The 26,490-nt window shown below is 70.7% G+C and carries 18 protein-coding genes, 1 tRNA gene and 7 pseudogenes; 13 read left to right on the plus strand and 13 right to left on the minus strand.

Going from position 1 to position 26,490, the window contains the following annotated elements:
* Positions 1-124: 124 nt before the first annotated feature.
* The 4 genes and pseudogenes from DY245_RS22465 to DY245_RS22475 form a co-directional block, all read left to right on the plus strand.
* Entirely contained in the window at positions 125-1,594 is a 1,470-nt protein-coding gene (locus tag DY245_RS22465) for an aldehyde dehydrogenase family protein (RefSeq protein ID WP_128509044.1), read from the plus strand.
* Positions 1,591-3,165: an APC family permease gene (locus tag DY245_RS22470; RefSeq protein WP_128509045.1), complete on the plus strand. Its 1,575-nt coding sequence runs from the start codon at positions 1,591-1,593 to the stop codon at positions 3,163-3,165. The genes DY245_RS22465 and DY245_RS22470 overlap by 4 nt, the downstream gene beginning before the upstream one ends.
* A gap of 15 nt (positions 3,166-3,180) precedes the next feature.
* Positions 3,181-3,435, plus strand: a 255-nt coding sequence (locus tag DY245_RS46605) for a lycopene cyclase family protein (RefSeq protein ID WP_244943198.1), incomplete at its 3' end; no start/stop codon positions are given.
* A 1-nt stretch (position 3,436) separates the two neighbouring features.
* Positions 3,437-4,781: pseudogene (locus DY245_RS22475) on the plus strand (GMC family oxidoreductase); the annotation flags it as partial.
* A gap of 654 nt (positions 4,782-5,435) precedes the next feature.
* On the opposite strand, the gene DY245_RS22480 reads toward DY245_RS22475, so the two are convergent.
* Together DY245_RS22480 and DY245_RS22485 are read right to left on the minus strand one after the other, a co-directional pair.
* Entirely contained in the window at positions 5,436-6,149 is a 714-nt protein-coding gene (locus DY245_RS22480) for a response regulator (RefSeq protein ID WP_425329429.1), read from the minus strand.
* A 23-nt stretch (positions 6,150-6,172) separates the two neighbouring features.
* Positions 6,173-7,369: a sensor histidine kinase gene (locus DY245_RS22485; RefSeq protein WP_128509047.1), complete on the minus strand. Its 1,197-nt coding sequence runs from the start codon at positions 7,367-7,369 to the stop codon at positions 6,173-6,175.
* Between the two features lie 211 nt (positions 7,370-7,580).
* Here DY245_RS22485 and DY245_RS22490 point away from each other — a divergent pair, with 211 nt between their 5' ends.
* The 3 genes and pseudogenes from DY245_RS22490 to DY245_RS22500 all read left to right on the plus strand — a co-directional run.
* Positions 7,581-8,369, plus strand: coding sequence for an ABC transporter ATP-binding protein (locus DY245_RS22490; RefSeq protein ID WP_128509048.1), 789 nt, complete (start codon positions 7,581-7,583; stop codon positions 8,367-8,369).
* Between the two features lie 35 nt (positions 8,370-8,404).
* Entirely contained in the window at positions 8,405-10,933 is a 2,529-nt protein-coding gene (locus DY245_RS22495; protein WP_128509049.1) for an ABC transporter permease, read from the plus strand.
* Between the two features lie 256 nt (positions 10,934-11,189).
* Positions 11,190-11,495 (plus strand): annotated as a pseudogene (locus tag DY245_RS22500) (SpoIIE family protein phosphatase); the annotation flags it as partial.
* A 192-nt stretch (positions 11,496-11,687) separates the two neighbouring features.
* Here the strand turns inward: DY245_RS22500 and DY245_RS22505 are convergent.
* Genes DY245_RS22505 through DY245_RS22520 form a run of 4 tightly spaced genes read right to left on the minus strand, consistent with a single transcriptional unit; the run spans position 11,688 to position 15,327 of the window.
* Complete coding sequence (locus DY245_RS22505) at positions 11,688-12,563, minus strand: substrate-binding periplasmic protein (protein WP_128509051.1); 876 nt, start codon at positions 12,561-12,563, stop codon at positions 11,688-11,690.
* A gap of 30 nt (positions 12,564-12,593) precedes the next feature.
* Positions 12,594-13,352 carry an amino acid ABC transporter ATP-binding protein gene (locus DY245_RS22510; RefSeq protein WP_128509052.1) on the minus strand — a complete coding sequence of 253 codons (759 nt, stop codon included), beginning with the start codon at positions 13,350-13,352 and terminating at the stop codon, positions 12,594-12,596.
* Positions 13,349-14,152 (minus strand): amino acid ABC transporter permease, encoded by an 804-nt coding sequence (locus DY245_RS22515; protein WP_128509053.1) that lies wholly within the window; start codon positions 14,150-14,152, stop codon positions 13,349-13,351. The genes DY245_RS22510 and DY245_RS22515 overlap by 4 nt, the downstream gene beginning before the upstream one ends.
* Complete coding sequence (locus DY245_RS22520; RefSeq protein ID WP_244943199.1) at positions 14,152-15,327, minus strand: amidohydrolase; 1,176 nt, start codon at positions 15,325-15,327, stop codon at positions 14,152-14,154. The genes DY245_RS22515 and DY245_RS22520 overlap by 1 nt, the downstream gene beginning before the upstream one ends.
* 178 nt (positions 15,328-15,505) lie before the next feature.
* Between DY245_RS22520 and DY245_RS22525 the strand changes: the two genes are divergently transcribed.
* The gene (locus DY245_RS22525) at positions 15,506-16,636 is read left to right on the plus strand and encodes an ArsR/SmtB family transcription factor (RefSeq protein ID WP_128509055.1); all 1,131 of its coding nucleotides are present in this window, start codon (positions 15,506-15,508) and stop codon (positions 16,634-16,636) included.
* A gap of 561 nt (positions 16,637-17,197) precedes the next feature.
* On the opposite strand, the gene DY245_RS22530 is transcribed toward DY245_RS22525, so the two are convergent.
* The 3 genes and pseudogenes from DY245_RS22530 to DY245_RS47890 all read right to left on the minus strand — a co-directional run.
* A tRNA-Leu gene (locus DY245_RS22530) sits at positions 17,198-17,282 on the minus strand.
* Positions 17,283-17,658: 376 nt separating this feature from the next.
* Positions 17,659-19,254 carry an aldehyde dehydrogenase family protein gene (locus tag DY245_RS22540; RefSeq protein ID WP_128509056.1) on the minus strand — a complete coding sequence of 532 codons (1,596 nt, stop codon included), beginning with the start codon at positions 19,252-19,254 and terminating at the stop codon, positions 17,659-17,661.
* 133 nt (positions 19,255-19,387) lie between these two features.
* Positions 19,388-19,607, minus strand: a pseudogene (locus tag DY245_RS47890) (hypothetical protein); the annotation flags it as partial.
* A gap of 755 nt (positions 19,608-20,362) precedes the next feature.
* Here DY245_RS47890 and DY245_RS22555 point away from each other — a divergent pair.
* Positions 20,363-20,770: pseudogene (locus DY245_RS22555) on the plus strand (thiamine pyrophosphate-binding protein); the annotation flags it as partial.
* Between the two features lie 113 nt (positions 20,771-20,883).
* On the opposite strand, the gene DY245_RS22560 reads toward DY245_RS22555, so the two are convergent.
* The 4 genes and pseudogenes from DY245_RS22560 to DY245_RS22570 form a co-directional block, all read right to left on the minus strand.
* Positions 20,884-21,261, minus strand: coding sequence for a chorismate mutase (locus DY245_RS22560; protein WP_128509058.1), 378 nt, complete (start codon positions 21,259-21,261; stop codon positions 20,884-20,886).
* 199 nt (positions 21,262-21,460) lie between these two features.
* Positions 21,461-21,709: a hypothetical protein gene (locus DY245_RS48365; RefSeq protein WP_425329430.1), complete on the minus strand. Its 249-nt coding sequence runs from the start codon at positions 21,707-21,709 to the stop codon at positions 21,461-21,463.
* 8 nt (positions 21,710-21,717) lie between these two features.
* Positions 21,718-22,042: pseudogene (locus tag DY245_RS48370) on the minus strand (hypothetical protein); the annotation flags it as partial.
* Between the two features lie 213 nt (positions 22,043-22,255).
* Positions 22,256-22,933 carry a GntR family transcriptional regulator gene (locus DY245_RS22570; protein ID WP_128509060.1) on the minus strand — a complete coding sequence of 226 codons (678 nt, stop codon included), beginning with the start codon at positions 22,931-22,933 and terminating at the stop codon, positions 22,256-22,258.
* A gap of 254 nt (positions 22,934-23,187) precedes the next feature.
* On the opposite strand from DY245_RS22570, the gene DY245_RS22575 reads away from it, so the two are divergent.
* From DY245_RS22575 to fdhD, 4 genes and pseudogenes are all read left to right on the plus strand, one after another.
* Positions 23,188-24,459: an FAD-dependent monooxygenase gene (locus DY245_RS22575; RefSeq protein WP_128509061.1), complete on the plus strand. Its 1,272-nt coding sequence runs from the start codon at positions 23,188-23,190 to the stop codon at positions 24,457-24,459.
* 85 nt (positions 24,460-24,544) lie between these two features.
* Positions 24,545-24,823 (plus strand): annotated as a pseudogene (locus DY245_RS45325) (NADH-ubiquinone oxidoreductase-F iron-sulfur binding region domain-containing protein); the annotation flags it as partial.
* Position 24,824: 1 nt separating this feature from the next.
* Positions 24,825-25,526, plus strand: a pseudogene (locus tag DY245_RS22585) (4Fe-4S dicluster domain-containing protein); the annotation flags it as partial.
* A gap of 24 nt (positions 25,527-25,550) precedes the next feature.
* On the plus strand, positions 25,551-26,405 hold the full coding sequence (fdhD, locus tag DY245_RS22590) for a formate dehydrogenase accessory sulfurtransferase FdhD (RefSeq protein ID WP_128509063.1): 855 nt from the start codon (positions 25,551-25,553) through the stop codon (positions 26,403-26,405).
* Positions 26,406-26,490: the final 85 nt, after the last annotated feature.

Here is a 26,490-nt window from a genome sequence, read left to right on the forward strand (position 1 = left end):
CGGGCGGTACGCCGGGGCGCTGGAGGCGAGGGTGTACTCGCCGGCCACCAGCTCCCCGATGACATAGCCGCCTTCGCGCCCGCCGCTGCCGCCTCGTACGAGCCCGGAGACCGGAGGCACCACCATGCCGGAGCTGTTCATCGGCGGTCAGTGGACCGCAGCGGCCGACGGGCAGGTGCGCGAGATCCGCTGCCCCGCGGACGGCACGCTGGTCGCGACCGTCGACGAGGGCGGGCCGAAGGACGCGGTGGCGGCGATCACCGCTGCCCGGCTGGCATTCGACGACGGCCCCTGGCCGCGCACACCGGCCGCCGAGCGCGGCCGTCTGGTGCTGCGCGTCGCCGAACTGCTGGAGCGCGACAAGGACCTGCTGGCCAGGGCCGAGTCCCTGGACACCGGGAAGCGGCTGGTCGAGAGCGCGTACGACATGGACGACATCGCCGGCTGCTTCCGCTACTTCGGCAACCTCGGCGCGGCCGGCGGCACGGACCGGGTGGTGGACACCGGCGTCGCGGAGACGGACAGCTCGGTGCGGCACGAGCCGGTCGGCGTCTGTGCGCTGATCACGCCGTGGAACTACCCCCTGCTCCAGACCGCCTGGAAGGTCGCCCCCGCCCTGGTCACCGGCAACACCTTCATCCTGAAGCCGAGCGAGCTGACCCCGCACACCGCCATCCACCTGATGCGGCTGCTGGCCGAGGCCGGTCTGCCGGCCGGCGTCGCCAATCTGGTGCTGGGCACCGGCCCGATGGTGGGTGCGCTGCTGACCGAGGACCCGCGGGTGGACATGGTCTCGTTCACCGGTGGTCTGCTCACCGGCCGGCGGATCATGGCCGCGGCGGCGCCCACGGTGAAGAAGATCGCCCTGGAGCTGGGCGGCAAGAACCCGAACATCGTCTTCGCGGACGCCGACTTCGACACCGCCGTCGACTACGCCCTGATGGCGGTCTTTCTGCACTCCGGGCAGGTCTGCTCGGCAGGCGCCCGGCTGCTCGTCCAGGACGAGCTGCACGATGCGTTCGTCGATGAGCTGGTCTCCCGCGCCCAGCGGATCCGGCTCGGCGGGCCGTTCGACGAGCATGCCCGTACCGGCCCGCTGATCTCCGCCGCGCACCGCGCGAAGGTCGAGGCGTATGTGGCGGCCGGGCTCGAAGAGGGGGCCGTACTGCTCTGCGGCGGCTCGGCGCCGGACGACCCGTCGCTGTCGAACGGCTACTACTATCTGCCGACCGTGCTGGACGAGTGCACCCCGGACATGTCCGTGGTCCGCGACGAGTCGTTCGGCCCGGTGCTGACCGTCGAGCGGTTCCGCGACGAGGACGAGGCGGTCTCGCTCGCCAACGACACGGTGTACGGGCTGGCCGGAGCGGTGTGGACGCAGGACAGCGAGCGCGCCCACCGGGTCGCCGCCCGTCTGCGGGCCGGGACGGTGTGGATCAACGACTTCCATCCCTACGTGCCGCAGGCGGAGTGGGGCGGCATGAAGCAGTCCGGCGTCGGGCGGGAGCTGGGTCCTGCGGGGCTGGCCGAGTACCAGGAGGCCAAGCATGTCTGGCGCAATACGGCGCCACGTCCGCAGAGGTGGTTCGAGTGACCGAACCCGAGCCCCGCCGCCCCGGTACCCGGGCCGATGGCTCGCACGACGACGATTCGCTCGCCGAACTCGGCTACAAGCCCGAACTCAAGCGTACCCTGGGCAACTTCCACACCTTTGCCGCCGGGATCAGCTATATCTCCATCCTCACCGGCACCTTCCAGCTGTTCTACTTCGGTATCGCCCACGGCGGCCCGGCGTACTGGTGGTCCTGGCCGATGGTCTTCCTCGGCCAGCTGATGGTGGCGCTGTGCTTCTGCGAGCTGGCCGCCCGCTACCCGGTGGCCGGGTCGATCTACAACTGGGCCAAGAAGCTCGGCGGCCCGCACATCGGCTGGCTCGGCGGCTGGATGATGCTGACGGCCACGATGGTCTCGCTGTCCGCGGTGGCGCTGGCGTACCAGGTGACGCTGCCGCAGATCTCGTCGTGGTTCCAGTTCATCGGCGACGGCACCGGCAAGTCCGCGGCCGCCAACGCCGTACTGCTCGGTACCGTCCTCGTCGCCTTCACCACCCTGGTCAACGCCTTCGGCGTCAAGCTGATGGCCCGGATCAACTCGGCGGGTGTGGCGATCGAGCTGATCGCCGCCGTCATCCTGGTCATTCTCCTCGCCGCGCACGTCACCCGCGGCCCCGGCGCGCTGACCGACACCTTCGGCCTGGGCAAGGGCGAGAGTCTCGGCTACTTCGGCGCGTTCCTGACCGCGTCACTGGCCTCGGCGTATGTCATGTACGGCTTCGACACGGCCTCGTCGCTCGGTGAGGAGTCCAAGGACCCCGGCCGCAACGCCCCCCGCGCGATCCTGCGCGCGCTGGTCGCGTCCTTCGTCATCGGCGGGCTGATCCTGCTCTTCGCGCTGCTCTCCGTACCGGATCTGCACGCCGAAGAGCTCTCCGTGGACGGTCTGCAGTACGTCGTGCTCGCCACCCTCGGCTCGACGATCGGGCAGATCGTGCTCTGGTGTGTGGTGATCGCGATCACCGTGTGCGAGCTGGCGGTGCACACCGCCGGGATCCGGCTGGCGTTCGCGATGGCCCGGGACAACAATCTGCCGGCCTCCTCGCTGCTCGCCAAGGTCAGCCCGCGTTTCCAGACTCCGGTGCTGCCCGCCGTCGTCATCGGTCTGGTGGCGGTCGGCATCCTGGTCATCAACGTCAATCAGCCGCAGATCTTCTCGGTGATCACCAGCATCGCGATCATCATGATCTATCTGGCGTATCTGGCGGTCACCCTGCCGATGCTGGTCCAGCGGCTGCGCGGGAACTGGACCCCGCTCAAGGGGAAGTTCTCGCTCGGCAGGTTCGGCCTCCCGGTGAACATCCTCGCCGTGCTCTGGGGCTTCGGGATGTCCCTCAATCTCGCCTGGCCGCGCGCCGCGGTCTACAACGCGACCGGCCCGCAGCACTGGTATCTGCGCTGGGGCGCCTTCCTGTTCATCGGAGTCGTGGCCATCGGCGGCTTCGCCTACTACTGGTTCGTCCAGCGCAAGCGCACGGGCGTCCTGGCCATGCACGCCGCCGTCGGCCCCGACAGCGATTCTTCGGGCACCCCCGGCGCCCCCACCCCCTGACCTGGAGACGGCACGATGTCCCAAGAGGCCCCAGTGGACGAGTTCGACTATGTCGTGGTCGGCGGCGGCACGGCCGGCGCCGTGGTGGCCGCCCGGCTCAGCGAGGACCCCGCCGTCACCGTATGCGTCCTGGAGGCCGGCCCCTCCGACGTCGGCGACGACAATGTGCTGCGTCTGGACCGCTGGATGGGCCTGCTGGAGTCCGGCTACGACTGGGACTACCCCGTCGAGCCACAGGAGAACGGCAACAGCTTCATGCGGCACGCCCGCNACAGGAGAACGGCAACAGCTTCATGCGGCACGCCCGCGCCAAGGTGCTCGGCGGCTGCTCCTCGCACAACTCCTGTATCGCCTTCTGGGCGCCGGCCGAGGACCTCGACGAGTGGGCCGCGCGGGGCTGTACGGGCTGGAGCGCGGCCGACTGCTTTCCGCTCTACCAGCGGCTGGAGACCAATGACGCGCCCGGCGACCACCACGGCCGCAGCGGCCCGGTCACCCTGCGCACCGTGCCGCCCCACGACCCGTGCGGTGTGGCGCTCCTGGAGGCCTGCGCGGCGGCCGGCATCCCGACCACTCCGTTCAACACCGGCCGGACCGTCATCCGCGGCGCCCACCGGTTCCAGATCAACTGCCGCCCCGACGGCACCCGTTCCTCCGCCTCGGCCGCCTACCTCCACCCGGTGATGGACACCCGCCGCAACCTTGAGGTGCGCACCGGATTCCAGGCCAGACGCCTGAACTTCGATCCGTCCCGGCGCTGTACCGGCGTGGACTACCTCTCCCCCGATCTGTTCCACACCCGTACCGTCCACGCCCGCCGTGAGGTGATCGTCTCCTGCGGCGCCATCGACTCCCCCAAGCTGCTGATGCTCTCCGGCATCGGCCCGGCCGACCACCTACGAGCCACCGGTATCGAGCCGATCGTCGACTCCCCCGGCGTCGGCTCCAACTTCCAGGACCACCCGGAGGGCGTGATCATGTGGGAGGCCAAGCAGCCCATGGTGACCTCCTCCACCCAGTGGTGGGAGATCGGCATCTTCGCCGACACCGAGCCCGGCCTCGACCGTCCGGACCTGATGTTCCACTACGGTTCCGTGCCCTTCGACATGAACACCTACCGCCGCGGCTACCCCACCTCGGAGAACGCCTTCTGCCTCACCCCGAACGTCACCCGGGCCCGCTCCCTGGGCACCGTACGGCTGCGCACCCGCGACTTCCGCGACAAGCCCATGGTCGATCCGCGCTACTTCACCCACGAACACGATGTACGGGTGATGACCCAAGGCCTCCGCCTCGCCCGCGAGATCATCTCCCAGGCGCCGATGACCAGTTGGGCCGGCACCGAACTCGCCCCCGGCCTCTCCGCGCACTCCGACGCGGACCTCCTCGACTACATCCGCGCCACCCACAACACCGTCTACCACCCCGGCTGCACCGTCCAGATGGGCGCCCCCAACGACAAGGCGGCCCCCCTGGACCCCCAGCTTCGCGTCAAGGGAGTCACCGGTCTCCGGGTGGCCGACGGCTCGGTGATGCCGTTCCTGACGGCCGTGAATCCGTGCATCACCACGATGATGATCGGGGAGAAGTGTGCGGACATGATCAAAGAGGGCTAGGCGCACGGAAGGCGGCCTCGGCGCGCAGAAGCCCTCGTGGGCACACTGAAGACCTACGAGGTGGGCTCCCTTCGCCGGCATTGTCCGGATCAGGTGCTTGGGGGTCGCCGTCCGGTCTTTACGACCTTTCAGCCTCTCAGCCCGACCTTTGTTCACGTCCTCGGCGAGAGCCAGAGCTCCCTTCCCCGAGGCCACTCCGGTCGAACTCCCTCGCTCGCCCCGTAGGCCGACTATCAGGATACATCCGCTCAAAGGATATGGAACAGGAGATAGAGAAGAAATTTCGGGCATAACGCCCGATGCGCGCTCGCCGCGCGCGATCTTGGGCCGATCGTCGCCCGGAATGCAGGAAACCCCTGATCAACAGGGGTATCCGCTGGTGGCCATCGACAGCTCCGCCACTTCCCGCGGGTCGAGCACCCCGGACCCTGCCCCCTTGGTCCGTGCGGGCAGCCACATGAGAAGTGCCGGCCAGGGCCGGCACAGCAGTCCCAGCATTCTGGCCGACCCGGAAGGAATTGCACCGTGAGTAAGGGAACCAGCTCACCCACGCCTACGCCGGGCCCTGCCGTCACGGCTCCCCCGACGATGTCACCGTGGCCGTCCAGGCGCTGTTCCGCAGGGTCGTCGCCGCGCGGACAGCGTAAGGGGCCGTCAGCCCTGGTCGCCGGTGCAGATCCCGTTCTCCCAGGCCCAGGCGGCGATCTCGACGCGGTTGCGGGCGGCGAGCTTGCGCTGGACGTTGCCGAGGTGGGTCTTGACCGTGGACAGGGTGACGTAAAGCTCGGCGGCCAGTTCCTCGTTGGTACGTCCGCGCGCGACAAGGCGTACGACGTCGAGTTCACGCTGGGTCAGGGGCTCGACCAGCCCGTCCGGCCCGGCTTTTCCGGTACGGACCGGGCGGGCCTCGGAGGTGGCCGGCCGGCTGCGATGCGGCGCCATGTGCGCGAGCAGGCGGACGGTCACCGAAGGGGAGATCAGCGAGTTCCCCGCGGCCGCGGCTCGCACCGCTTCGGTGAGCAGGCCGGGAGCGCCGTCCTTGAGGAGGAAGCCGCAGGCGCCGTTGCGGAGGGCGCTGTAGACGTATTCATCGAGGTCGAAGGTCGTGGCGATGAGGACGTTCAAGGGGTCTTGGACGCCGGGCCCGGCGAGGAGGCGGGTGGCTTCCAGGCCGTCCAGCTCGGGCATGCGGATGTCCAGGAGGCAGACCTCGGGCCTTAGCCGCCGGGCCTGCTCGACCGCCGCGGCCCCGTCCGCCGCCTCGGCGACGACCTCCATGTCCGGCTGGGAGTCCAGGATCATGCGGAACGCGGCACGGACCATCTCCTGGTCGTCGGCGATGAGCACCCGGATCGTCATGCCGGACATGATCGCAGGAGGTACGCCGGCCATCAGCCGGAGGAGGATTCGGGGTCCAGGGGCAGGACGGCCAGGACGCGCCAGCCGCTGCCGTCCTGCGGCTCGGCGGTGATGCGCCCGCCGAGCCCCTCGACCCGCTCGGCGAGACCGATCAGGCCGTAGCCGCGCCCGTCCGCCTTCTCACGGGCGGCCGGAGTGCCGCCCCGGCCGTCGTCGGTCACCGAGACCTCCAGCCGGTCCGGGGCGTCGGGCCGCACCTCGACCCGCACCTCGACCCGGTCTGCTCCGGTCGCGTGCTTGCGGACGTTGGTCAGTGACTCCTGCACCACGCGGTGCACCGTGGTGGTGATCTCGGGCGGGAGCCGGCGGTCGGCGAGCCGCGGGTCGAGGGTCAGGGCCGCGGGCGGTCCCGCCACGGAGAACTCTTGCGTGAGGTCGCGCAGACCGCCCAGGTCGCCCGCGGGACGGGTCGCGGCGGGTGCGGTGGTGTCCCGCAGGTCGGAGACCATGGCGCGCATCGACCCCATCGCCTGAGATCCGGCCCGCTCGATCTGGGCGAGCATCCGGTCCAGGTCCTCCGGGGACTGGGATTGGCCGGCCGCGGCCGCGAAGCGCGCGGCCTTGGTCCGGGCGACGATCGCCGTGACGTGGTGCGCCACGAAGTCGTGCAACTCCCGTGCGTGCTCCAGGCGTTGGGCCTGCCGGATGGCCTCCCGTTCCCGTTCGCGCAGCGTGTCCCACAGGCGCAGACACCAACCGAGCACCACCATGAACGGCACCGCGAACACAGCGATCAGGGTGATCAGGTCCTTGAGATGGTGGTCCCACTCGGCAATCCGCAAAGGCAGCAGGACGGCGGCAAGAGCCGGTCCCGCGGCCAATGCGACCGCCTTCCAGGGATGGTGGCGCCGCATGGCGCGGGTGATCAGCAGCAGCAGTGCGCACAGCTCCACGAGGCCCGGGGTGTTCTCGGGTCGGTGCGGCAGCTGCGTCTCCACCACGGTCAGCGCGCACGAGGCGGCCGTGGCGAGTGCGACCTGCCGTACGAACAGGCGCTCCGGGACGACCAGGGCGGCCAGGCACAGCACCCCGGAGACCGCCGTCGCCGCGGCCACCGGCAGGTACGGAGCGTTCAGCCCCTCCAGCACCACGAGGACCACCGGTGCAGCGCCGACGAGGCACAAGAGGGCTTGCTGGGTACGGGAACGGGCCCGGAACGCGGAGATCATGGCAGGTCACGCTACGGCAGCACCACGCACGCCACCTCAGCCTTTCGGCCGAGGGAGAGGGCGCCCCGCTTCGGCATTCCGGTGGATCCGCCGCACCCCCCGCACACCGAAGGATCGGACTCCGGGGACGCCCCGGAGACCACCGGCCGCGCCCCTCCCCCGTCATTCGGCCCGGCCGCCATTCCACGAGCAGCAGTCCAGGAGCGATGCGATGAATCAGAGGACGGACGCCCTGTCGTCCCCCGAGAGGCCGGGCGCGGTGGTCGCCGCCGCCGACGGTCTGACCAAGGTCTACGGCGAGGGCGAGACCCGCGTCGTGGCGTTGGCCGGGGTGTCGGCCCGTTTCCTGCGCGGCGAGTTCACCGCGATCATGGGGCCCTCCGGGTCCGGCAAGTCCACGTTCATGCACTGCCTGGCCGGACTGGACACCCCCACGTCCGGTACGGCGCGCATCGGCGACACCGACCTGGGCTCGCTGAACGACGTCCAGCTGACCAAGGTCCGGCGCGAGCGCATCGGCTTCGTCTTCCAGGCGTTCAACCTGCTGCCCACCCTCACCGCCTGGGAGAACATCACCCTGCCGTGCGATCTGGCCGGGCACACCCCTGACCAGGCGTGGCTGTCGGACCTGATCAACATCCTGGGGCTGGCGGACCGCCTCGGTCACCGCCCCGCCCAGCTGTCCGGCGGCCAGCAGCAGCGGGTCGCCTGTGCCCGGGCCCTGGCCACCCGGCCGGCGATCGTCTTCGCCGATGAGCCCACCGGCAACCTCGACTCCCGGGCGGGGGCCGAGATCCTGTCGTTCCTGCGGTCCTCCGCAAAGGAGTTGGGCCAGACGATCGTGATGGTGACCCACGATCCGGTCGCCGCGGCCCACGCCGACCGTGCCCTCTTCCTGGCCGACGGAAGCCTCGTCCACGAGATGCCGGACCCGACCGCGGCCGGGGTGCTGGAACAGATGAAGGCATTCGACGTCTCGCAGCGAGTCGGCCGACCGTGACGACCCACCGACCGATCCCCTCCCGAAGGCCGTCGATGTTCCGCGCCGCTGTCCGCACCCTGCGCTCCCACCGCCTCCGTTTCGCGATGCCCGCCCTCGCCGTGCTGCTGGGCGTGGCGTTCGTGACCGGATCGCTGATCTACAGCGAGTCCGTCAGCACGGCCGTGGCTCGCGCACAGGCCAACTCCCAACCCGATGTCTCCGTTGAGATCACAGCGGACCGCTCCGCCCCTTCGCGGCCCGCGGACTCCGCCGGCGGCGGCCCCCGCCTCGATGACACACTGCTGCGGCGGCTGCGCGCGCTGCCCGGGGCGGCCGCGGCCCGCGGCACTGTGGAGGGCCGCTCCTTCCTCGCCGGCTCCGACGGCACCCTGGTCGGCGATCTGAACCAGGCCGCGGGCATCAATTACGTCCCCGACCGTACGGGCAAGGACCCCCGTTACCCGCTCACAGCGGGCCGCGGCCCCCGTGCCGCCGGAGAGGTCGCCGTCGAGAGGCAGGCCGCCGAGCGGGCCGGGCGCCGGGTGGGTGACCGGGTGCGCATCGTTGTCAACGGCACCGCCCGGAGCGCCCGGTTGGTCGGCATCTTCACCGCCCAGGACAGCCGCTCGGCGGCCGGCGGCACGCTCATCGCCTTCGACACCCGCACCGCGCAGGAGCAGTTCGCCCCCGCCCCGGGCAGTTACTCGGGGATCACCCTGACCGCGGCCGACGGCACGCCGGAGACCCAGCTCGCCCAACAGGCGCAGAAGATGCTGCCCTCCGGATTGCGGGCCGTGACACGAGCGGACCTGGACGCCGAGGCAGCGGCTTCCGCCGACGACAATCAGAAGCTCACCGCACTGCTGCTGAGCTTCGCCGGCATCGCCCTGTTCGTCTCCACCCTCCTGGTCGCCAACACCTTCACCATGCTCAGTGCGGCCCGCGCCCGCGAACATGCCCTGCTGCGCGCGGTCGGCGCCACCAGGAAGTACGTGATGCGGCTGGTCCTGGCCGAAGCCGTCCTCGTCGGAACGGTCGCCTCGGTCGCGGGCTATGTGCTGGGCATCGGGGTCGCGGCGCTGCTGAGCAGCCTGTTCGGCGTCACCGGAGGGCCGAGTGCCCCTTTGCACATCTTCTCCGTCACACCGCTCATCGCGGCGTTCGCGGTCGGCATCGGCGTCACCGTACTGTCCGCGTACCTGCCGGCCCGCCGGGCGGCGGCCGTACCGCCCGTGGCGGCGCTGCGCACCAGCGAGCCGCCCACCGCCGCCTCGCTGCGCCGCCGCAACGCCATCGGCCTGGCGGTCACCGCGTTCGGAGCCCTCCTGGTCGCTGCCGCCGTCAGCAGCCAGAACCTCCTCTACGGCGCCGCACCCATCCTCCTGATCGGACTGATCATCCTCACCCCGCTGCTCGCTCTGGGCGTCACCGGGCTGCTGCGCTCCCCGCTGACCCGGCTGGCAGGCATCCGCGGCAAACTCGCCGTGGAGAACGCCCGCCGCAATCCACGGCGAACGGCGGCCACCGCGACCACCCTCATGGTCGGTCTCGCGGTGATCACCGCCGTCACCGTGGTCGTCTGCTCGGTGAACCGCATGGATGAGCAGGACGCCGACCGCTCCATGACCTCGGACCTGCGCATCACGGCCGTCGACTTCGCCGAGATCGGCGACGACACCGCCGCCCGTGTGGCACGGCTCGCGGACGCCGAGGCCGTCACCCCGGTCATCCACACCTACTTCGACGTCTCCGGCGGCAACTCCCTGCCGGCGAACGCCGTCAACCCCGCCACGGTGCAACGCCTGGCAGCAGTCACCGTCCGAAAGGGCTCGCTGGACCGACTCGACCACGGCATCGCCGTCACCGAAAAGACGGCCACCGACCACGGCTGGCGGCTCGGCTCCCGCGTCACCGGCACGCTCAACAACTCGGGCACGAAGACCAGCCTGCCCATCGTGGCGATCTACGACGGCTCGGACGCCCTGGCCCCCGCCCTCCTCTCCGACAGGACGCTGCCGCGCACCGCCGACACCGAGCACCGGCCGCGTGTCGAATCCGTCCTGGTCAACGCCGCCCACGGCCGCACGGCCGCGCTCCGGCAGGAGATCCGGCACACCCTGGACAACCCCGCGCTCCTCGTACAGGACCGCACCGACGTAAGGGCGGCAGCCGCTGCCAGGACCGGCCCGTTCCTGAACATCATGTACGCCATGCTCAGCGTCACTGTGCTGATCGGGGCCCTCGGGGTGGTCAACACCATGGGCATGGCCGTCTTCGAACGCGTCCGGGAAATCGGCGTACTACGGGCGCTTGGCCTGGACCGCCGAGGCATCGGCTCCGTCCTACGGCTCGAATCGGTCACCATCTCCCTCCTCGGCTCCGCACTGGGTCTCATCGCCGGCAGCGCGATCGGCGCGGCGGCCGTCCTCGGCCAGGAAAGCGTCCCCCTCGTCATCCCGTGGGACAGGGCGATCCTCTTCTTCCTCGCCACCGCCGCGATCGGCGTCCTCGCCTCCCTCTGGCCGGGCCGCCAGGCCGCGAGAATCCCGATGCTGAAGGCCATCACCACAGACACCGAATGACGGAGGGACGACCATCGGCGCTGCCCTCCCAAGCCCGTTGATCACCTCCCCCGTTGGCGCCATGTGACGGCGGCCGGTGAGGTGGGGCATACGGCCCTGGGGAGGGCAGCCCCCAAGGTCACCGCGCTCCCCAAGTCCCCACCCCGGCAAGACGATCCGCCGGGAGGAGGACAGCGGCGACCGTCCGGATGCGGCGATGCACGACCCGGCGCAACCTGGGCCCGCCGAGGTCAATCGCCGCCTGCCGGTGCTGCTCGGCGGGGCGGCCGGAGTGCTCGCGTACGATCCGGTCTCCGGACGAGCCACCCTGGCCAGGGCCGGTCACCTCCCACCGGCCCTGGTACACCCCGATGGCACCGTGGACTTCCCCGAGCTGCCCGCCGGACCGCCCCTGGGCCTGGGCGGCCTGCCCTTCGAAACCGCCGAACTCGACATCGCGGAGGGCAGCCAGCTGGTCCTGTTCACCGATGGGCTCGTCGCGGACCGCCACCGTGACATCGAGGTTGGCCTGGAGGAGCTGCGCCGTGCGCTGGCCCACCCCGATCGCCCACCACAGCCGACCTGATCGGCGGTGCTGAAGGCTCTCCCGCACGCCGATCCCTCGTCGCTCAGCTCACCGAACGCCGGGGCACCCGTTACACCGCCGCCGGCAAGGTGATCTGGACGGAGCAGCCCCTGGCACCGTGATGCGCGGCCGGAGGCGCCCGTCGAAGAGGGGCGCCTCCGGTGGTCCGTATGACTTCTTCGCGGGGGACTACTTCTTCGCGGGGGCCAGGTCGGTTCCCTCGACCTGCTTGGCGAGGTGGAGGCGCTTCTTGATCAGGTCGGCGGCGATCGGGTCGTGGAAGTACTTCTTGTACAACGTGACGTAGGTACCGTCGTCGATCATCGCGTCGATCTGGGCGTCGAGGTCCTTGAGGAGTTTCGGGTCGCCGTTCCTACGCAGCGGGAAGGCGCTGCCTTGGAGGCTGTCCTGTTCGACCGCGATGCGTACGGGCTGCTTCTTGACGTATTCGTCGGCGTCGGCGCCGCCGAGGACGATCGCCTCGACTCCGCCGGAGAGCAGCTGTGAGATCAGCGCGGTCTGGTCCTTGAACTTCACGAGCTTCGCCCGGGGCATCTTCTTGGCGATGAAGGCTTCCTGGACCGCGCCGCTGACGACTCCGACCCGCTTGCCGTCGAAGTCCGAGAGCTGAGTCTCCTTGCCGCTCTTCTTGGTCACCACGGAGGTGAAGCCCCAGTAGTACGGGGCGGTGAAGGAGACCTGCTTGGCGCGCTCGGGAGTGGCGCCCACACCGGCGACGCCGATGTCGTACTGCCCGGCGGACAGCCCGGCGAGGATGCCCTGCAGGTTCGTGGTCTTGTACTGGACCTTCACATCGAGGCGCTTGGCGGCCTCGTTCATCAGGTCGACGGCGAAGCCGGTGGGATTGCCGGAGGCGTCGGTCACGGCGAAGGGCGGCTGTTCGGCCTGCGTACCGGCGGTGATCACTCCGTTCTGGACCAGCTTGTACTTGGCGGTCGAGGCCTTCGCCGAGCTGCTGTCGCTGTCACCGCCGCAGGCGGTGAGGGGGAGCAGCAGGGTGGCCGCGGCGCCGGCGAGAAGTGATCTGCGCAGGGTGCTGTGCATGGGAGGGGCTCCTGTACGGGGGACGGGCGTTCAGAGGACCTGGGAGAGGAACTGGCGCAGCCGGGCGTGGTCGGCGCGTTCAAAGATCCGGTCAGGGGTGTCGATCTCGGCGAGGCGGCCGTCGCACATGAAGGCGACGCGGTCGGCGGCCTCCCGGGCGAAGCCCATTTCGTGGGTGACGACGGCCATGGTCATGCCGGCCGATGCGAGGTCCCGCATCACGGCGAGCACGTCCTTGACCAGTTCGGGGTCGAGCGCGGAGGTGGCCTCGTCGAAGAGCATCACCTCGGGCTCCATGGCGAGCGCGCGGGCGATGGCGACGCGCTGCTGCTGGCCGCCGGACAGCTGGGCGGGCCGCCGGTCGGCGAAGGCGGCGAGGCCGACCTCCGCCAGGCGGCGCAGCGCGCTCTGCCGGGCCTGCTCGCGGCCCATGCCCTTGACCGAGGTCAGGGCGAGCGTGACATTGCGCTCGACGCTCAGGTGCGGAAAGAGGTTGAAGTGCTGGAAGACCATGCCGATACGGGCGCGGGCGGCGTCGACGTCGGCGCGCGCGGCGGTCAGGCAGGTCTCGCCGAGCCAGATCTCGCCGGAGTCGGGAGTCTCCAGGAGGTTGAGGCACTTGAGGAGGGTGGACTTGCCGGAGCCGGAGGGGCCGATCAGGCAGAGGGTCTCGCCGGCGCGTACGTCGATGGTGATGTCGCGCAGCACGGTGTGGCTGCCGTAGCTCTTGCTGAGGCCGGTGACCCGCAGAGCGGCGGGGGTGGCCGGGGCCTTGGTCATGGCGGTCATGCCTTCACTCCTGCGGTGGCCGATACGGGGGCCGGGGGGACGTCCGCGTCGGCGACGGCCAGGGGGTTGCCGTCTTTCGGGCCCTCGCGCAGCCGCTTGTCGAGATGGTTGACGAAGTACGTCAGCGGGATGGTCAGGCAGAGGTAGCACAGGCCGGCGGCGATCAGCGGGGAGGAGTTGTAGGTGCGGGCGACCTCCTCCTGCGCGATGAAGTACAGCTCGCGCTGCCCGGCGGCGAGGCCGAGCAGGTACACCAGCGAGCTCTCCTTGATGTCCTTGACGAACTGACCGGCCATCGCCGGCAGCACACGCCGGATGCCCTGCGGCACCACGACCAGGCGCATCGCCTTGAGATAGCTCAGTCCGAGGCTGCGCGCCGCCTGGAGCTGGCCGGGGTCGACGCTCTGGATGCCGGAGCGGAAGATCTCCGCGGTGTACGCGCCGGAGATGATGCCGATCGCCAGGATGGCGTAGCCGAAGGGGTCGGTGCCGAAGGGGCGGATTCCGGCGGCGGGCAGGCCCACGCCGACCAACATGACTGTGATGATCACCGGCAGGCCGCGGAAGATGTCGACGTACAGCCGGGCGGGGAGCCGTATCCACCAGCGGTTCGACAGCAGCAGCATCGCCGCCAGCAGGGCGATGACGATGCCGACGACGATCGCACCGGCCGCGATGATGACGGTGTTGAGCAGCCCCTCAGTGATCAGCCGGGGGAAGGTCTGGGCGATGAGATCCCCGTTGAAGAACGTGTTGACCAGGGCATTGGACGCCAGGTCCGGCGGGGAGGAAGCGGCCATCACGACTCCTGACAGCGGTCGGGGGCACAAGCGGGCACGGATGCGTGGAACTCCTCGCGCACCGAGGTGTGGAACTCCTCGCGCACCGAGGTAAGGAATTCCGGGTCGCCGAGCAGGTCCAGGACCAGGGCGGCGAGGGCGGTCGCGATCGTTTCGGTCACGGCGTGGGCTTCCGGCGTACGGGCTGCCTCGCGCATCTGCGCGGAATGCCCGGGAGTCCCGCGGGGGCAGATCTGCACGTACGGATGGATCACGGGTAGCTTCACGGACACATTGCCGATGTCCGAAGAGCCTGCCGGATTCGCAGGGGACGGCGGCTCCAGTTCCAGGCCGAGGCCGGCGGTGTGGGCGGCGAGCCGGTCGGCCATCGTCATGTTGTTGTTGCGCTCGGTGTAGCGGGGCGCGGTCTCGGCGTGTTCGACCGTGGTGCCGGTGGCCAGTGCAGCGCCCTCGGCAGCGGCGAGTACCCGGACCAGCAGCGCGTCCAGGGCTGCGGAGGTGGCCTCGCGTACGTAGATGTCCAGTTCGGCATGCTCGGGCACGACGTTGGGGGCGTCGCCCCCGTGCGTCACGATGCCGTGGACGCGGGCGGTCGGCGGAATGAACTGCCGCATCGAGTCGACCGCCGTGAGAAACAGTTGCGCGGCGGCGGCTGCGGAGCGGCCGTCCCAGGGCGCCTTGGCGGCATGCGCGGCGACGCCGTGGAAGGTCAGCCGCAGGTGGCTGGCGGCCAGCGCATGCCGGGCCCGCAGGCTGCGGTCGGCCGGATGGAACATCACCGCCGCGTCCACGCCCTCGAACGCGCCGCGCTCCAGCATGAGGATCTTGCCTCCGCCGCCCTCCTCACCCGGCGTGCCGATCACCTTCAGCGTCCCGGCGTGGCCGGGCCGGACTGCGACGGCGGCGAGAGCGGCGATCAGGCCACCGGCCGCGATGAGATTGTGGCCGCACCCGTGACCGATGCCGGGCAGCGCGTCGTACTCCAGCAGCACTGCGATCGTCGGGCCGTCCGCCACACCCCGGTGGGTGGCGGTGAAGGCGGTCGGCAGGTCCGCGACTCCCTTGTCCACCTCGAAGCCCGCTGCGGCGAGCCGGCCGGTGAGCTGTTCGACGGCGTAATACTCCTCGAACCGGGTCTCCGGCATGGCGTGCAGCTTGAGACTCAGCTCCTTCAACGCAGGCCGGTGCTCGCACACGGCGGCACGCAAATCGGGGACAAGGGAATGCATGGATGCTCCGGGAGGTGCGACGTTCTGGGGTTGCCGGAACGTTAGGAGCTGCCCGAACCGCTTCGACTATGGTTACCGCACTCGCGGTAAGCGACCGAGGTGCGGCAGTGAACAGGAGACGGCGATGAGCGTTGTCCTGATGCTTGCCGGAGCGGCCCCGTCCAGCGTTGTCGTCGGCGCCTCGCCGCTGGCCGAGCTCACTGCGGCGCTCCACGCCTACACGGAAGCCGAGCACCACCCCGCCACGGTCCGGTGGGCCCGCAACCTGGACACCGAGGGCCCTGGAAGCGGTGGCCCTGCCCAGGATGAGGGGTCGGTCGCGGCCCTGCCCGCGGGGCTTCGGCAGCGCATCATGGACTGGGCCCCGCTGTGGGCCTCCTACCGCGCCCGGTACCTCCTGCCCCTGCGCGCGGCGGCAGACCGCTCGCTCGACGCCGAACTGGCCGACATCGCGGACCTGCCGCTCGAACGCTTCGCCGAGCTCACCGGCTATGCGGTCCGCGGCGGCAACTCCGGAGCGCCGCTGGACCGGGTACTGCACGACTCCACGCAGCGAGACGGCCTGCTGGCCGCGGCCGAGCTGCGCTCCACAGCCCGAGCCGAGCTCGCCCGGCGACTGCTCGACGCTCCCGACGAACTGCGCTCCGACCTGCTCGCCCTGCTTTCTGCGGCAGCCCAGGCCCTGGAGCCGGACCTGACGCGGGCAGCTCGTACGATCGCCACCCATGTGCCACGGCTGCGCGCGGCCATCGAACGCAGCGGCCCCGGCCAGGCACTGGCCGGACTGGCCCCCTCGGCGTCATACCGCAGCGGGCCACCGCGGGTCGTCTTCGACAAGTTCCACCACGGCATCGTGAACGTCGCCACCACGCGGCTTCTCGTCGTGCCCTCGGTCTTCGGCCGCCCCCACGTCCTGGTCAAGCACGAGCCGGGGCCGGTAGCCGTCATCCAGTACCCGCCGCTCACGGACGGCGCCGCACAGCCCAACTACGCGGATGTCCACCGCCGGCTCGAAGTGCTCCGCGACCCCGGCCGTCAGCGCATCGCCCGGGCCATCGCACGCGAACCCCTCACCCCCTCGGAACTGGCCACCCGCAGCGGCATGACCCTGCCTCAGGTCTCCCGGCATCTCGCCCGCCTGCGCCAGGCCGGCCTGGTGACGGTCGACCGCGCCGGCCGCCGCGCGTACTACCAGCTGAACCTGGAGCCCGTGCGCCGCATCGGCGATGATCTGCTCGCCGCACTCTTCCGCTGACGTCACGGCAATTCCGGCCTTCCACTACGCCCGGCACCGGACAACCCCGGCACCGAGGTCAAGGACCACGTCGCCAACGACATCTTCCGTCTGATGCGGCAGAGCGGGCTCCTGGAGCGGCTGCCTTCCCACGCGCGTCGGCCGGGCCCAGCCCTGCTGGACGTGCCTTTGATCGACCTCACGATTCCTGACGATGCCTCCGTTCTACGGAGACCGCGGTATCTCCCGGGCCAGAACAGACCACCTGCGTCTGCCCTTGCTCGAAAAATGGTCTCGCCGCCGTGAAGGCCGCAACGACGACCGCATCGACGCACAAGGAAGCTTCCGAGGCATGGCACTCGTCGGAGGAGAGTCAACAGCAGTAAGAAGGAACAGCGGCGCCCCCTGCCCGGCAGGAGGCACGGTCCAGGCTGCGCAGCCAGAACGAGGGCGGCGGTCATCATCTCACCGAGCCGACCGCAGGGTCCAAAGCCCCATGAACGACGAATTACCGGTGATCCCTAAGGATTCAACCGGTAACTCGTGAAAGAGAGAGGGACGATCTCGCGATCGTCCCGAAAGTGTCCGAGGGGGGACTTGAACCCCCACGCCCGATAAAGGGCACTAGCACCTCAAGCTAGCGCGTCTGCCATTCCGCCACCCGGACAAGGTGTGATCTTCACGGGGCGTTCCCCGCGGCGACATGGACAACAATACCAAGGTTTCGGAGTGCCTTTCACCTGCATATCCGGCTGGACATAACCTCGATTTATGGGCAATGAGGAACAAGTCACGCATTTCAGTTGGCCGTGCAGGCCACGGGCGCTTTTGCTGCTGATGATCTGCTGGTGCTCGCGCCAGAGGGGCAGGGGCGAGCCGTTGCTGCGGCACCGCACGCTCCTGGTGCAGGCGGTGGAGCGTGCGGTGCCGTCGGCGGCGGATCGGCGGTTCGCCTCGTATCCCGACCGGCAGGGGATCGGTAGCTCGCCGTCCGCTCCTCAGGGAGCGGAGTCGTGACCGGAGTGGGGCAGGGCGGGGCGGGGCTACGGCATCAGGTGGTAGTCGGGGAAGTTGCCCGGGAGTCGTTCGGGTGACGGGCCCTCGGTCACCGCCTGGACGAGGAGTTCGCCGCCGACGAAGGCGCCGCTCCAGGAGTTGCCGAAGCCGCCGAAGAGCTCATCGCGGTCACCGCGGGAGCGGGGCTTGCCATGGCCGACCTTGAAGGCGCGGATCTGCGGCGCGAGCCGGTCGTAGGTGTCCTTGTCGTCGCAGGACAGGCTGGCCACCAGGGCGCCGTTGCTGGCGTTCATGGCGGCGAGGAGTTCGGCTTCGGTGTCGACGAGGACGATGGTGTCGACGGGGCCGAAGGGTTCGGCGTGGTGGAGGGGGGACGAGGGTGGCGGGGCCAGGAGGGTGGTGGGCGGGAAGTAGGCGGAGGTGTCCTGGGAGGGGAGGAAGCGGCCGTCGGCGAGGCTGCCGCGGTGCAGCGGGACGGCACCCCGGGAGATCGCCTCAGTGGTGAGGTCGGCAAGTTCCTTGGCCTTGGCCGCGTTGATCAGGGGGCCGAAGTCGAGTTCGGGCAGCGGGTCGGCGGGGTCGGCGACGGCCAGCGGGTGGCCGAAGCGGACGCTGCGTACGGCCGGGAGGTAGGCGGCGAGGAAATCGGCGAACGCGTCGCGCTGGACGACGAAGCGGGGGTAGGCGGTGCAGCGCTGTTTGGCGTAGTCGAAGGTCTTGCGGAGGAGGGGGGTCAGGGCCGGCCAGTCGGTGAAGTTCCAGATGCCCCAGGTGTTGAGGCCCTCTTGTTCGAGGATGTGGCGTTTGCCGAGGTCGGCGACGGCGGTGGCGACGCGGGCACCGGTGTCCCGACCGCCGACGAAGGAGACACAGCCGATTTCGGGTGAGCGGACCAGGGACGGGGAGAGTTCCCGGCCGCTGCCGCTGACGAGGGTGGCGGGGACGCCCTCACGGGCCGTGAGGGCGCAGGCGAGGGTCAGACAGACCAGGCCGCCGTCGGTGGGGGTCTTGGCGATCACGGCGTTGCCGGCCAGCGCCTGGACGAGCATCGCGTGGATGAGGACCGACATGGGGTAGTTCCAGCTGGCGATGTTGCTGACCGGGCCGGGCAGCGGTGTGCGGTCGGCGAGCATCCGGTCGATCTCGGCGACGTACCAGCGGACGCCGTCGATGGCGCGGTCGACATCGGCCTGCGCGAGCTTCCAGGGCTTGCCGATCTCCCAGACGAGGAGCAGGGCGAGCAGTTCGCGGTGTTCGGTGAGGGCGTCGAGGGTGGCGGAGATCCGGGCCTTGCGTTCGGCGAGCGGGACATGGCGCCAGGCGCGGTGCTGGTCGAGGGAGGCACGTACGGCGTGCAGCGCGGTCTCCGCGTCGAGGCGCGGCGGGCCGGCGATGGGGGTGCCGTCGACGGGGCTGGTGGCGGGCAGCGGGTCGCCGTCCGAGTGCCAGGTGGCGGCCCAGAGGTTGAGCGCATGGTCGTCGCGGAACGCTTCGGGGGCGGCGGCGAGGCTGCGCTGCCAGGCGTCCTGCCAGGACGTTCCGGGTTTGAGGGTGAGCGTCGGGGCGGGTGCGCTGCTCGCGTTCGACTGCGGGCCCGGGGTGGTTTCGGGGGTGGTGGCCATCGTGTGTCTCCGCTCTCGGTGCACGGCCGGAGGGGCAGGGTGGTGGCGCTCGGCGGCTCCCGTAGGAACCGTTACTGGACGGTAGTGGGAGTGGTGGCGCTGCGGGACGGTCCGGCGTCAGGTATGGCGAGTGTCACTCGGCGTGGCCGGCGGGGCCACCTGGGTGAGGCGACCGGTGGGCGAGGTGGTCGCGGACGAGTTGCGCCGTTTCGGTGGGGGTGCGAACGACGCTCCCCCATGCCCTAAGGGCATGGGAGGTACCCCCATCCGGCCGCCTCCAGGGCGTCCTTCTTGGCCTGCGCGCCACCGGCCGAACCGGAGACGAGGGCGCCCGCGTGGCCCGTGGTCCTGCCTGAGGCGCCGCTGCCGATGTCGAGGAAGTTGGCGGGGCGGGCGCCGCCGCCGGCGACCACGTCGAGGGTGGATATGACCAGGCCGGCGCCGTTGCCGATGCCGATGCCGATGCCGATGCCGATGCCGATGCCGATGCCGATGCCGATGCCCCCGACGGTGCCGTGGAGTTTGACGTAGTGAAGGCCCTTGGCCGCCGCCTCGGCCTCCAGCGGGTCGCGACCGTCGTGTGCCGGTTCCACGCCCCAACGGGACTGCCGGAAGCGCGCGTTGTCGTCCAGGGTGACCTTGCCGTCGAGGGCGAGGATCGCGCCGTCGGCGGTGCGCACCAGAGGATTGGCCTCGACGAGCAGCGCGTCCTCGCGGACGAGGACCTGCCACAGGGCGCACAGGGTCGGGACGACGGACAGCGGGAGCGCTGCCGCGGCGGCGAGTTCGACGCCGCCGGTCTTGACCCGGCCGCCGGTCTTGACCTGGCCTTGACGATCGCGCGGCCACCGAGGCGCTCGGCGGCGGCGCGGGCCTGTGCCGGGCTGTCGGCGACCTCGGCGACCTCGGCGACCTCGGCGACCTCGGCGACCTCGGCGACCGGCACCAACACGCCGTAGCTGTCGAAGAGTTCCCTTGCCTGATGCTCGAACAGGTCCGTGCTCGCTCCTTGGCTCGATCGCCAACACCCCTCTGGGCATCGGCGATTCGATGAGGGATATGCAATTTACCGACCCGGTCGGTACCCCATGAAGGGAAGCGATGCCCCATGCCCGACGACGCCCAAGACCTCATCTCCGGAGGGCACCTGATCGCCGAGGCGCTCAAGGCGGAGGGGGTGGACCGCATCTACACGCTCTGCGGCGGCCACATCATCGATATCTACGGCGGCTGCGTCGACGAGGGCATCGAAGTGGTGGACGTACGCCATGAACAGGTCGCCGCCCATGCCGCGGACGGCTACGCCCGCATCACCGGCAAGCCCGGCTGCGCCGTGGTCACCGCGGGCCCCGGCACCACGGACGCGGTCACCGGCGTCGCCAACGCCTTCCGCACCGAGTCCCCGATGCTGCTGATCGGCGGTCAGGGCGCGCACACCGCGGCGGCATTCGCCCTGCTGCTGCATCAGCCGGGGCGTATACGGGGCGTATACGGGTGCGGGATGTGGCGCCCAATCCCCGGCCGATCAGCCGGGAGATGATCTGGCCCAGAGCGGCGGGGCGGGTATATGACGAGGGTGGGCGGTGCCGCGGGGGCAGCGCCCACCCTCGTCCGTACTGCGTGGGCGGCTCAGCCGGCGGCGGGTCCGGTCGGCTCCCCGGCCTCTTCCAGCGTGCGGTCGGCGATCGCCCGGTGGTGGCGGACGACCTCGTCGATGATGAAGTTGAGGAACTTCTCGGCGAACGCCGGGTCCAGTTTGGCGTCCTCGGCCAGCCGGCGCAGCCGCTCGATCTGCGCGGCCTCGCGGGCCGGGTCGGCGGGCGGCAGGCTGTGCCGGGCCTTGAGCTCACCGACCTGCTGGGTGCACTTGAAGCGCTCGGCGAGCAGATGCACCAGGGCCGCGTCGAGGTTGTCGATGCTGCTGCGCAGGTAGAGCAGCCGCTCGCGGGCCGCCTGGTCGGCGACGGAGGCCGCTTCGCCGGCCGCCGGTGCTGTCCCTTCGCTCATGTGCGTCTCGCCATTCGTGGTCGGTCGGGTGCGTGGTGCGGGTTGTGCTTGTGGTGCTTGATCGTGATCGGGTGAACATTACCCGGATCGTGCCGGGCGGCTGGGGCTGGTCTCGCGGATCGGAACGGCGGCGACCGGATCAGGCCGGATCGAGCCGGATCAGGCCCGGATCCGCTGGACCAGGCTGGATCGGGCCGGGTCAGACCGAACCACTGGACCAGACCGGATCCGCTGGACCAGCCCCGGGGAAGCGCTGGCCGCGCAGCTGCCGGAGGTAGCGGGCGGAGCGGGCCGCGGTGGACGGCGAGCCGGCCGGGTTGGCGGCCGGGTCGACGGCGTTGTCGCGCTCGACGATCCAGTGGTGGTCGGGGTGGACGTGGCCCTTGCGGCGGTTCACGGTGGCCAGAAAGCGCCGGTAGTCGATGTCACCGTCGCCGACATCGGCCATGTGGTAGCGAGTTCCTCGAAGACCCGGGCGAAGCCGAGGGAGCCCGGTCTGGTCGCGCAGGGTGTAGAGCTGGATGCCGAGGCGGCCGGGCGGCAGCACCCGGCGCCGGCCGTGCGCCGCCGGGGCGGCCGTGGGTGTGGCGGCGGTGACGGTCTGTGCACCGAGCAGGGACGCGGCGGTGGTGCCGGCGGTGGCGCCCGCGAGCAGATCGCCGGGGACGCTGAAGAGCGCCGAGATGCGCAGGAGTTCGGCCCAGGCTCGGCCCGCGCCTTCGACTCCCCCCGTACGCCCGGTGGCAGGATCCCCCACAGAACCCGCCACCGGGCCGCTCATGTCGGGCCGTACCGGTCACCCGGCCCCGGTACCGGGACTGCGCTCCGGCCCCGGCGGAGGCATCGGCGCCGGCCCAGGCTCAGGCACATACCCACGCCCACGCCCGGCCATCCCTCCGTCCCCCTCGATCGGCCACCTTGCCCCGTTTTCGGCACTCCCCCGCTCATGACCCCGCTCCGGTGCGCAGCCGTTCGGCGTATGCGGCCGCGCTCCTCAGGAGTCCTCGCGCTCGTGGTACGTACGGCGGGTGTGCTCGGTGTGTGCGCGCATGACGGCGGTGGCGCGCTCCTCGTCGCGGTCGGCGATCGCCGCGATCAGCTCGCGGTGCTCGATCCACGACTGCTTGCCGCGCTGCCGGGCCACCGGGGTGTAGTACCAGCGCACCCGCCGTCCGACCTGCGCGGCCAGTTCCGCCAGCACGGCGTTGCCGGCCAGCTCCATCACCTTGGCGTGGAATTCGGCGTTGGTCGCCACCGCGACATCCACCTCGTCGTCCAGCACGGCACGCTCCCCCTTGGCGCACAGCCGCTCCAGCTCCGCGATCCCGGCCGAGCCGGTGTTCGCCGCGGCGAGCCGGGCCGCCTCGGCTTCCAGCAGCGTACGGACCGTCAGCAGCTGGTCGGCCTCCTCCTCGGTGGGCTCGTGCACAAAGGCGCCCTGCGCCGGGCGCAGATCGACCCAGCCGTCGGTGTTGAGCCGCTGCAGCGCCTCGCGGACCGGCTGCCGCGAGACACCGAGATGGCCCGCGAGCTCGCTCTCGACCAGATGCTGGCCGGGCCGCAACGCACGGGTGGTGATCAGTTCGAGCAGCGCTTCGTAGACGCGCTCGCGCAGCGGGCCGGGTCGTTCGAGCTTCGGCACGGTTCCCTGCGGTAGCCCTCTGGACAGCATCGAGGCCCCCCCCTGTGGACGCGTGTGCGGATGTGGGCCGAAATGAACGGAAGGCGATTGGTTATCGTCTACAGTCTACCGAGCACACCCCTTACCACACCGCGCGACCTGGTGATGTGCATCACGGACCGCAGTCGTCCGGGTACCAACTGCTGGGAGAATGCAGCCGGTTGAACCCGGCCGACCGACCATCGGCCGCCGGACGGACAGTGGGGAGTGGCCGAATGCGCGGCAGCAGGAGCACGGAGAGAGGCATGGACAGGGGCGGCGTCCCGATCGCCGGGGCCGATGTCGCCGTCGTCGGGGGCAGTATCGCCGGCTGCGCCACCGCACTCGCCGCCCATCGCGCCGGCGCCGGCCGGATCACCGTCTACGAACGCACCACCGGCCGCCTCGCGGACCGCGGTGTCGGCCTCGCGATGCACAACGCCCGTTACGCGGAGCTCGCGGCCGCCGGCTACCTGGACGCCGCGATGCCCTGGGTGCAGCTGACCACCCGCCGCTGGTACGTACGCGACGGCGCCGCTCCGCTCGGCCGCCAGGTCGGAGTGCTGCCCTTCCCGTTCCGCTCCTACTGCTGGGGGCCGCTCTGGCGGGAGTTACACCGCCGACTGCCCGCCGGCACCGCATTCCGCTCGGGGGTGTCGGTACGCGCGGTCAGCGACACCGCGGACGGCGCCACGCTCCATCTCGACGGTGGCAACAACGGGGCGGGCAGCGGCGCTGGCACGGAGCGCTTCGACCTGGTCATCGGCGCGGACGGCTATCGCTCGGTGGTCCGTGACGCGGCATTCCCCGATGTACGGCCCAGCTACGCCGGCTATCTCGCCTGGCGCGGCGCCGTACCCGCCGAGCGGCTGACGGAGCTCGACCTCCCCGGCCTTCCGACGGACCCGTGGGCGGAGGAGGACTGCATCTACGGCGTCTTCGACGGCGGCCATGTCATCATCTACCGCATCCCGGACGGCCGCGGCGGCCATCGCGCCAACTGGGTCCTGTACACCGCCCCGCCGGCCGGTCTCGACCTGGCCCTGGACACGCCCACCAGCCTGCCGCCCGGCACCCTCACCGAGGCGCTGCACACCCATCTCGCCCATGTCACCGGCGAGTTGCTCGCGCCTTACTGGGGCGCGCTGCTGCGGCTGACGCCCCCTCAAGAGGTGTTCATCCAGCCGATGTACGACTTCACGGCGCCGCGCTACACCGCGGGCCGGCTGCTGCTCGCGGGCGACGCGGCCACCGTCGCCCGCCCGCACACCGGCGCCGGCGCGGTCAAGGCGCTGCAGGACGCCGCCGCACTGGAGGCCGCGCTGCGCGCTGCACCGGAGCGCCCGGACGCGCTGGACGCGTACGGCACGGAGCGTGGCGTGACCGGCCGGACGATGGTCGAGCTGGGACGGCGGCTGGGACGGTTCTTAGTCCAGGAGACTCCGGACTGGCGGACGCTGGACCAGGCGGGGCTGGATGCGGCCTGGGCCGCGGCGGACGGCTCGGGCGCGTTCGGCGGCCGCGAACTGAAGAACTGACGGAACATCAGCCCGACCTCTTCCGTCTGACTCCCCTCTCCTCCACCTGGCTCCCCCTCCTCGGCCTGAGTTCCTCTCCCCGGGCCCGCTCCCTCCCCTTGCCGCGCTCGACCGAATACTGCGCATCGCCGAGTTCTTCCGCGACGAGTCCTGCGGCCGGTGTGCGCCCTGCCGGGTGGGGACCGTACGCCAGGAGGAGGCGCTGCACCGCGTCAAGCACCTCACGGGCGCCGCAGCGGCCGGTGATCTCGCGCTGCTGCGGGAGGTCGGGCAGGCGATGCGGGACGCCTCGATCTGCGGTCCTGGGCAGACCGCCTGGAACGCCGTCGAATCCGCCATCGACCGTCTGGGGGCCTTCACGTGAGAAGAACGCCTGCCGGGTGTGCGTCGTCGAGGTCGAGGGGGCCCGTACGCTCGCCCCGGCCTGTTCACGCCGCGCGGAGCCCGGCGTGGAGGTCCGTACGGATACGGAACGGGCCCGGCACAGCCGCAAGGTGGTGCTGGAGCTGCTCGCCTCCTCGGTCGATCTGTCGACCACACCGCGCGCCGAGGAGTGGATCAAGGAGTACGGCGCCGAGCCGGACCGCTTCGGCCCGGACGCGGCCCGTGTGAACGAGGAGCCGAAGGTCGACAACGACCTCTATGTCTGGGACTACGACAAGTGCATCCTTTGCTACAAGTGCGTCGACGTGTGCGGTGAGCAGTGGCAGAACACCTTCGCCATCGCGGTCGGCGGGCGCGGCTTCGATGCCCGGATCGCCGCCGAGCACGATGCCGCGCTGACCGACTCGGCCTGTGTGTACTGCGGGAACTGCATCGAGGTCTGTCCGACCGGCGCGCTGGGCTTCAAGTCCGAATTCGACATGCGGGCCGCCGGCACCTGGGACGCGGCAGGGCAGACCGGGACGACGGCGGTGTGCGCCTACTGCGGAGTGGGCTGCAATGTCACCCTCCATGTGCAGGACAATGAGATCGTCAAGGTCACCTCGCCGCACGACAACCCGGTGACCCATGGCAACCTCTGCATCAAGGGTCGCTTCGGCTACCAACACGTACAGCAGCGCTGAATCGACGAGTGGGACTGATCAGACATGGGACGGGTCACCGAGCGACGCCGCGTCATCCGTATCCGCGACGGTGCCGTGAGCACCCGCCCGGACACCCTCGTCGCCGAGGAGCCGCTGGAGATACGGCTCGGCGGCAAGCCGCTGGCGATCACGATGCGGACGCCCGGTGACGACTTCGCGCTCGCCGCCGGCTTCCTCGTCAGCGAGGGCGTCCTGGCGAGCGCCGACGAGCTGGCGAACATCGTCTACTGCGCGGGGGCGCAAGAGGACGGTTCCAATACCTACAACGTGGTCGATGTCCGGCTCGCGGACGGGGTCCCGTTCCCGGACATCACCCTGGAGCGCAACGTCTATACGACGTCGTCGTGCGGGCTGTGCGGCAAGGCCAGCCTGGACGCGGTGCGCACCACCGCCCGCTGGCCGCTGGACACCTCTCCCGACACCCCGGTCCGTATCGAATTGGCGACGCTTGCCGCCCTCCCCGACCGGCTGCGGGCCGCCCAGCGGGTGTTCGAGCGGACCGGGGGCCTGCATGCCGCGGCGCTGTTCACGACGGACGGGGAGCTGCTCGATGTCCGGGAGGACGTGGGGCGGCACAACGCCGTCGACAAGGTCGTCGGACGGGCGCTCCAGCAGGGCAGGCTGCCGCTGTCGTCCTGTGTGCTGATGGTCTCCGGCCGGGCCTCGTTCGAGCTGGCGCAGAAGGCCGTGATGGCGGGCATTCCGGTGCTGGCCGCGGTCTCGGCGCCGTCCTCGCTCGCCGTCGATCTGGCCGCCGAGACCGGGCTGACCCTGGTCGGGTTTCTGCGCGGCACCTCCATGAACGTGTACGCGGGTGAGCACCGTCTCGCCCTGAGCGCGGCGGCCGCCTCGGACTGACGGCGCACACCTGATGCGCGCGGCGGCCGCCACGGGCGGAGGCCATGCGCCCGCCGCACGGGCCGGCGGACCGGCCGGCGGGGTG

The organism is Streptomyces inhibens (assembly GCF_003389455.1).
Taxonomy (GTDB): domain Bacteria; phylum Actinomycetota; class Actinomycetes; order Streptomycetales; family Streptomycetaceae; genus Streptomyces; species Streptomyces inhibens.

What these genes read in the sequence shown, in the direction of transcription:
- DY245_RS22465 (WP_128509044.1), top strand. Translation starts at nt 125, where the DNA reads ATGCCGGAGCTGTTCATCGGCGGTCAGTGGACCGCAGCGGCCGACGGG.
- DY245_RS22480 (WP_425329429.1), bottom strand. Translation starts at nt 6,149, where the DNA reads ATGTCCGGCATGACGATCCGGGTGCTCATCGCCGACGACCAGGAGATG.
- DY245_RS22485 (WP_128509047.1), bottom strand. Translation starts at nt 7,369, where the DNA reads ATGATCTCCGCGTTCCGGGCCCGTTCCCGTACCCAGCAAGCCCTCTTG.
- DY245_RS22490 (WP_128509048.1), top strand. Translation starts at nt 7,581, where the DNA reads ATGAATCAGAGGACGGACGCCCTGTCGTCCCCCGAGAGGCCGGGCGCG.
- DY245_RS22495 (WP_128509049.1), top strand. Translation starts at nt 8,405, where the DNA reads ATGTTCCGCGCCGCTGTCCGCACCCTGCGCTCCCACCGCCTCCGTTTC.
- DY245_RS22505 (WP_128509051.1), bottom strand. Translation starts at nt 12,563, where the DNA reads ATGCACAGCACCCTGCGCAGATCACTTCTCGCCGGCGCCGCGGCCACC.
- DY245_RS22510 (WP_128509052.1), bottom strand. Translation starts at nt 13,352, where the DNA reads ATGACCGCCATGACCAAGGCCCCGGCCACCCCCGCCGCTCTGCGGGTC.
- DY245_RS22515 (WP_128509053.1), bottom strand. Translation starts at nt 14,152, where the DNA reads ATGGCCGCTTCCTCCCCGCCGGACCTGGCGTCCAATGCCCTGGTCAAC.
- DY245_RS22525 (WP_128509055.1), top strand. Translation starts at nt 15,506, where the DNA reads ATGAGCGTTGTCCTGATGCTTGCCGGAGCGGCCCCGTCCAGCGTTGTC.
- DY245_RS22540 (WP_128509056.1), bottom strand. Translation starts at nt 19,254, where the DNA reads ATGGCCACCACCCCCGAAACCACCCCGGGCCCGCAGTCGAACGCGAGC.
- DY245_RS22560 (WP_128509058.1), bottom strand. Translation starts at nt 21,261, where the DNA reads ATGAGCGAAGGGACAGCACCGGCGGCCGGCGAAGCGGCCTCCGTCGCC.
- DY245_RS48365 (WP_425329430.1), bottom strand. Translation starts at nt 21,709, where the DNA reads ATGGCCGATGTCGGCGACGGTGACATCGACTACCGGCGCTTTCTGGCC.
- DY245_RS22570 (WP_128509060.1), bottom strand. Translation starts at nt 22,933, where the DNA reads ATGCTGTCCAGAGGGCTACCGCAGGGAACCGTGCCGAAGCTCGAACGA.
- DY245_RS22575 (WP_128509061.1), top strand. Translation starts at nt 23,188, where the DNA reads ATGGACAGGGGCGGCGTCCCGATCGCCGGGGCCGATGTCGCCGTCGTC.
- fdhD (WP_128509063.1), top strand. Translation starts at nt 25,551, where the DNA reads ATGGGACGGGTCACCGAGCGACGCCGCGTCATCCGTATCCGCGACGGT.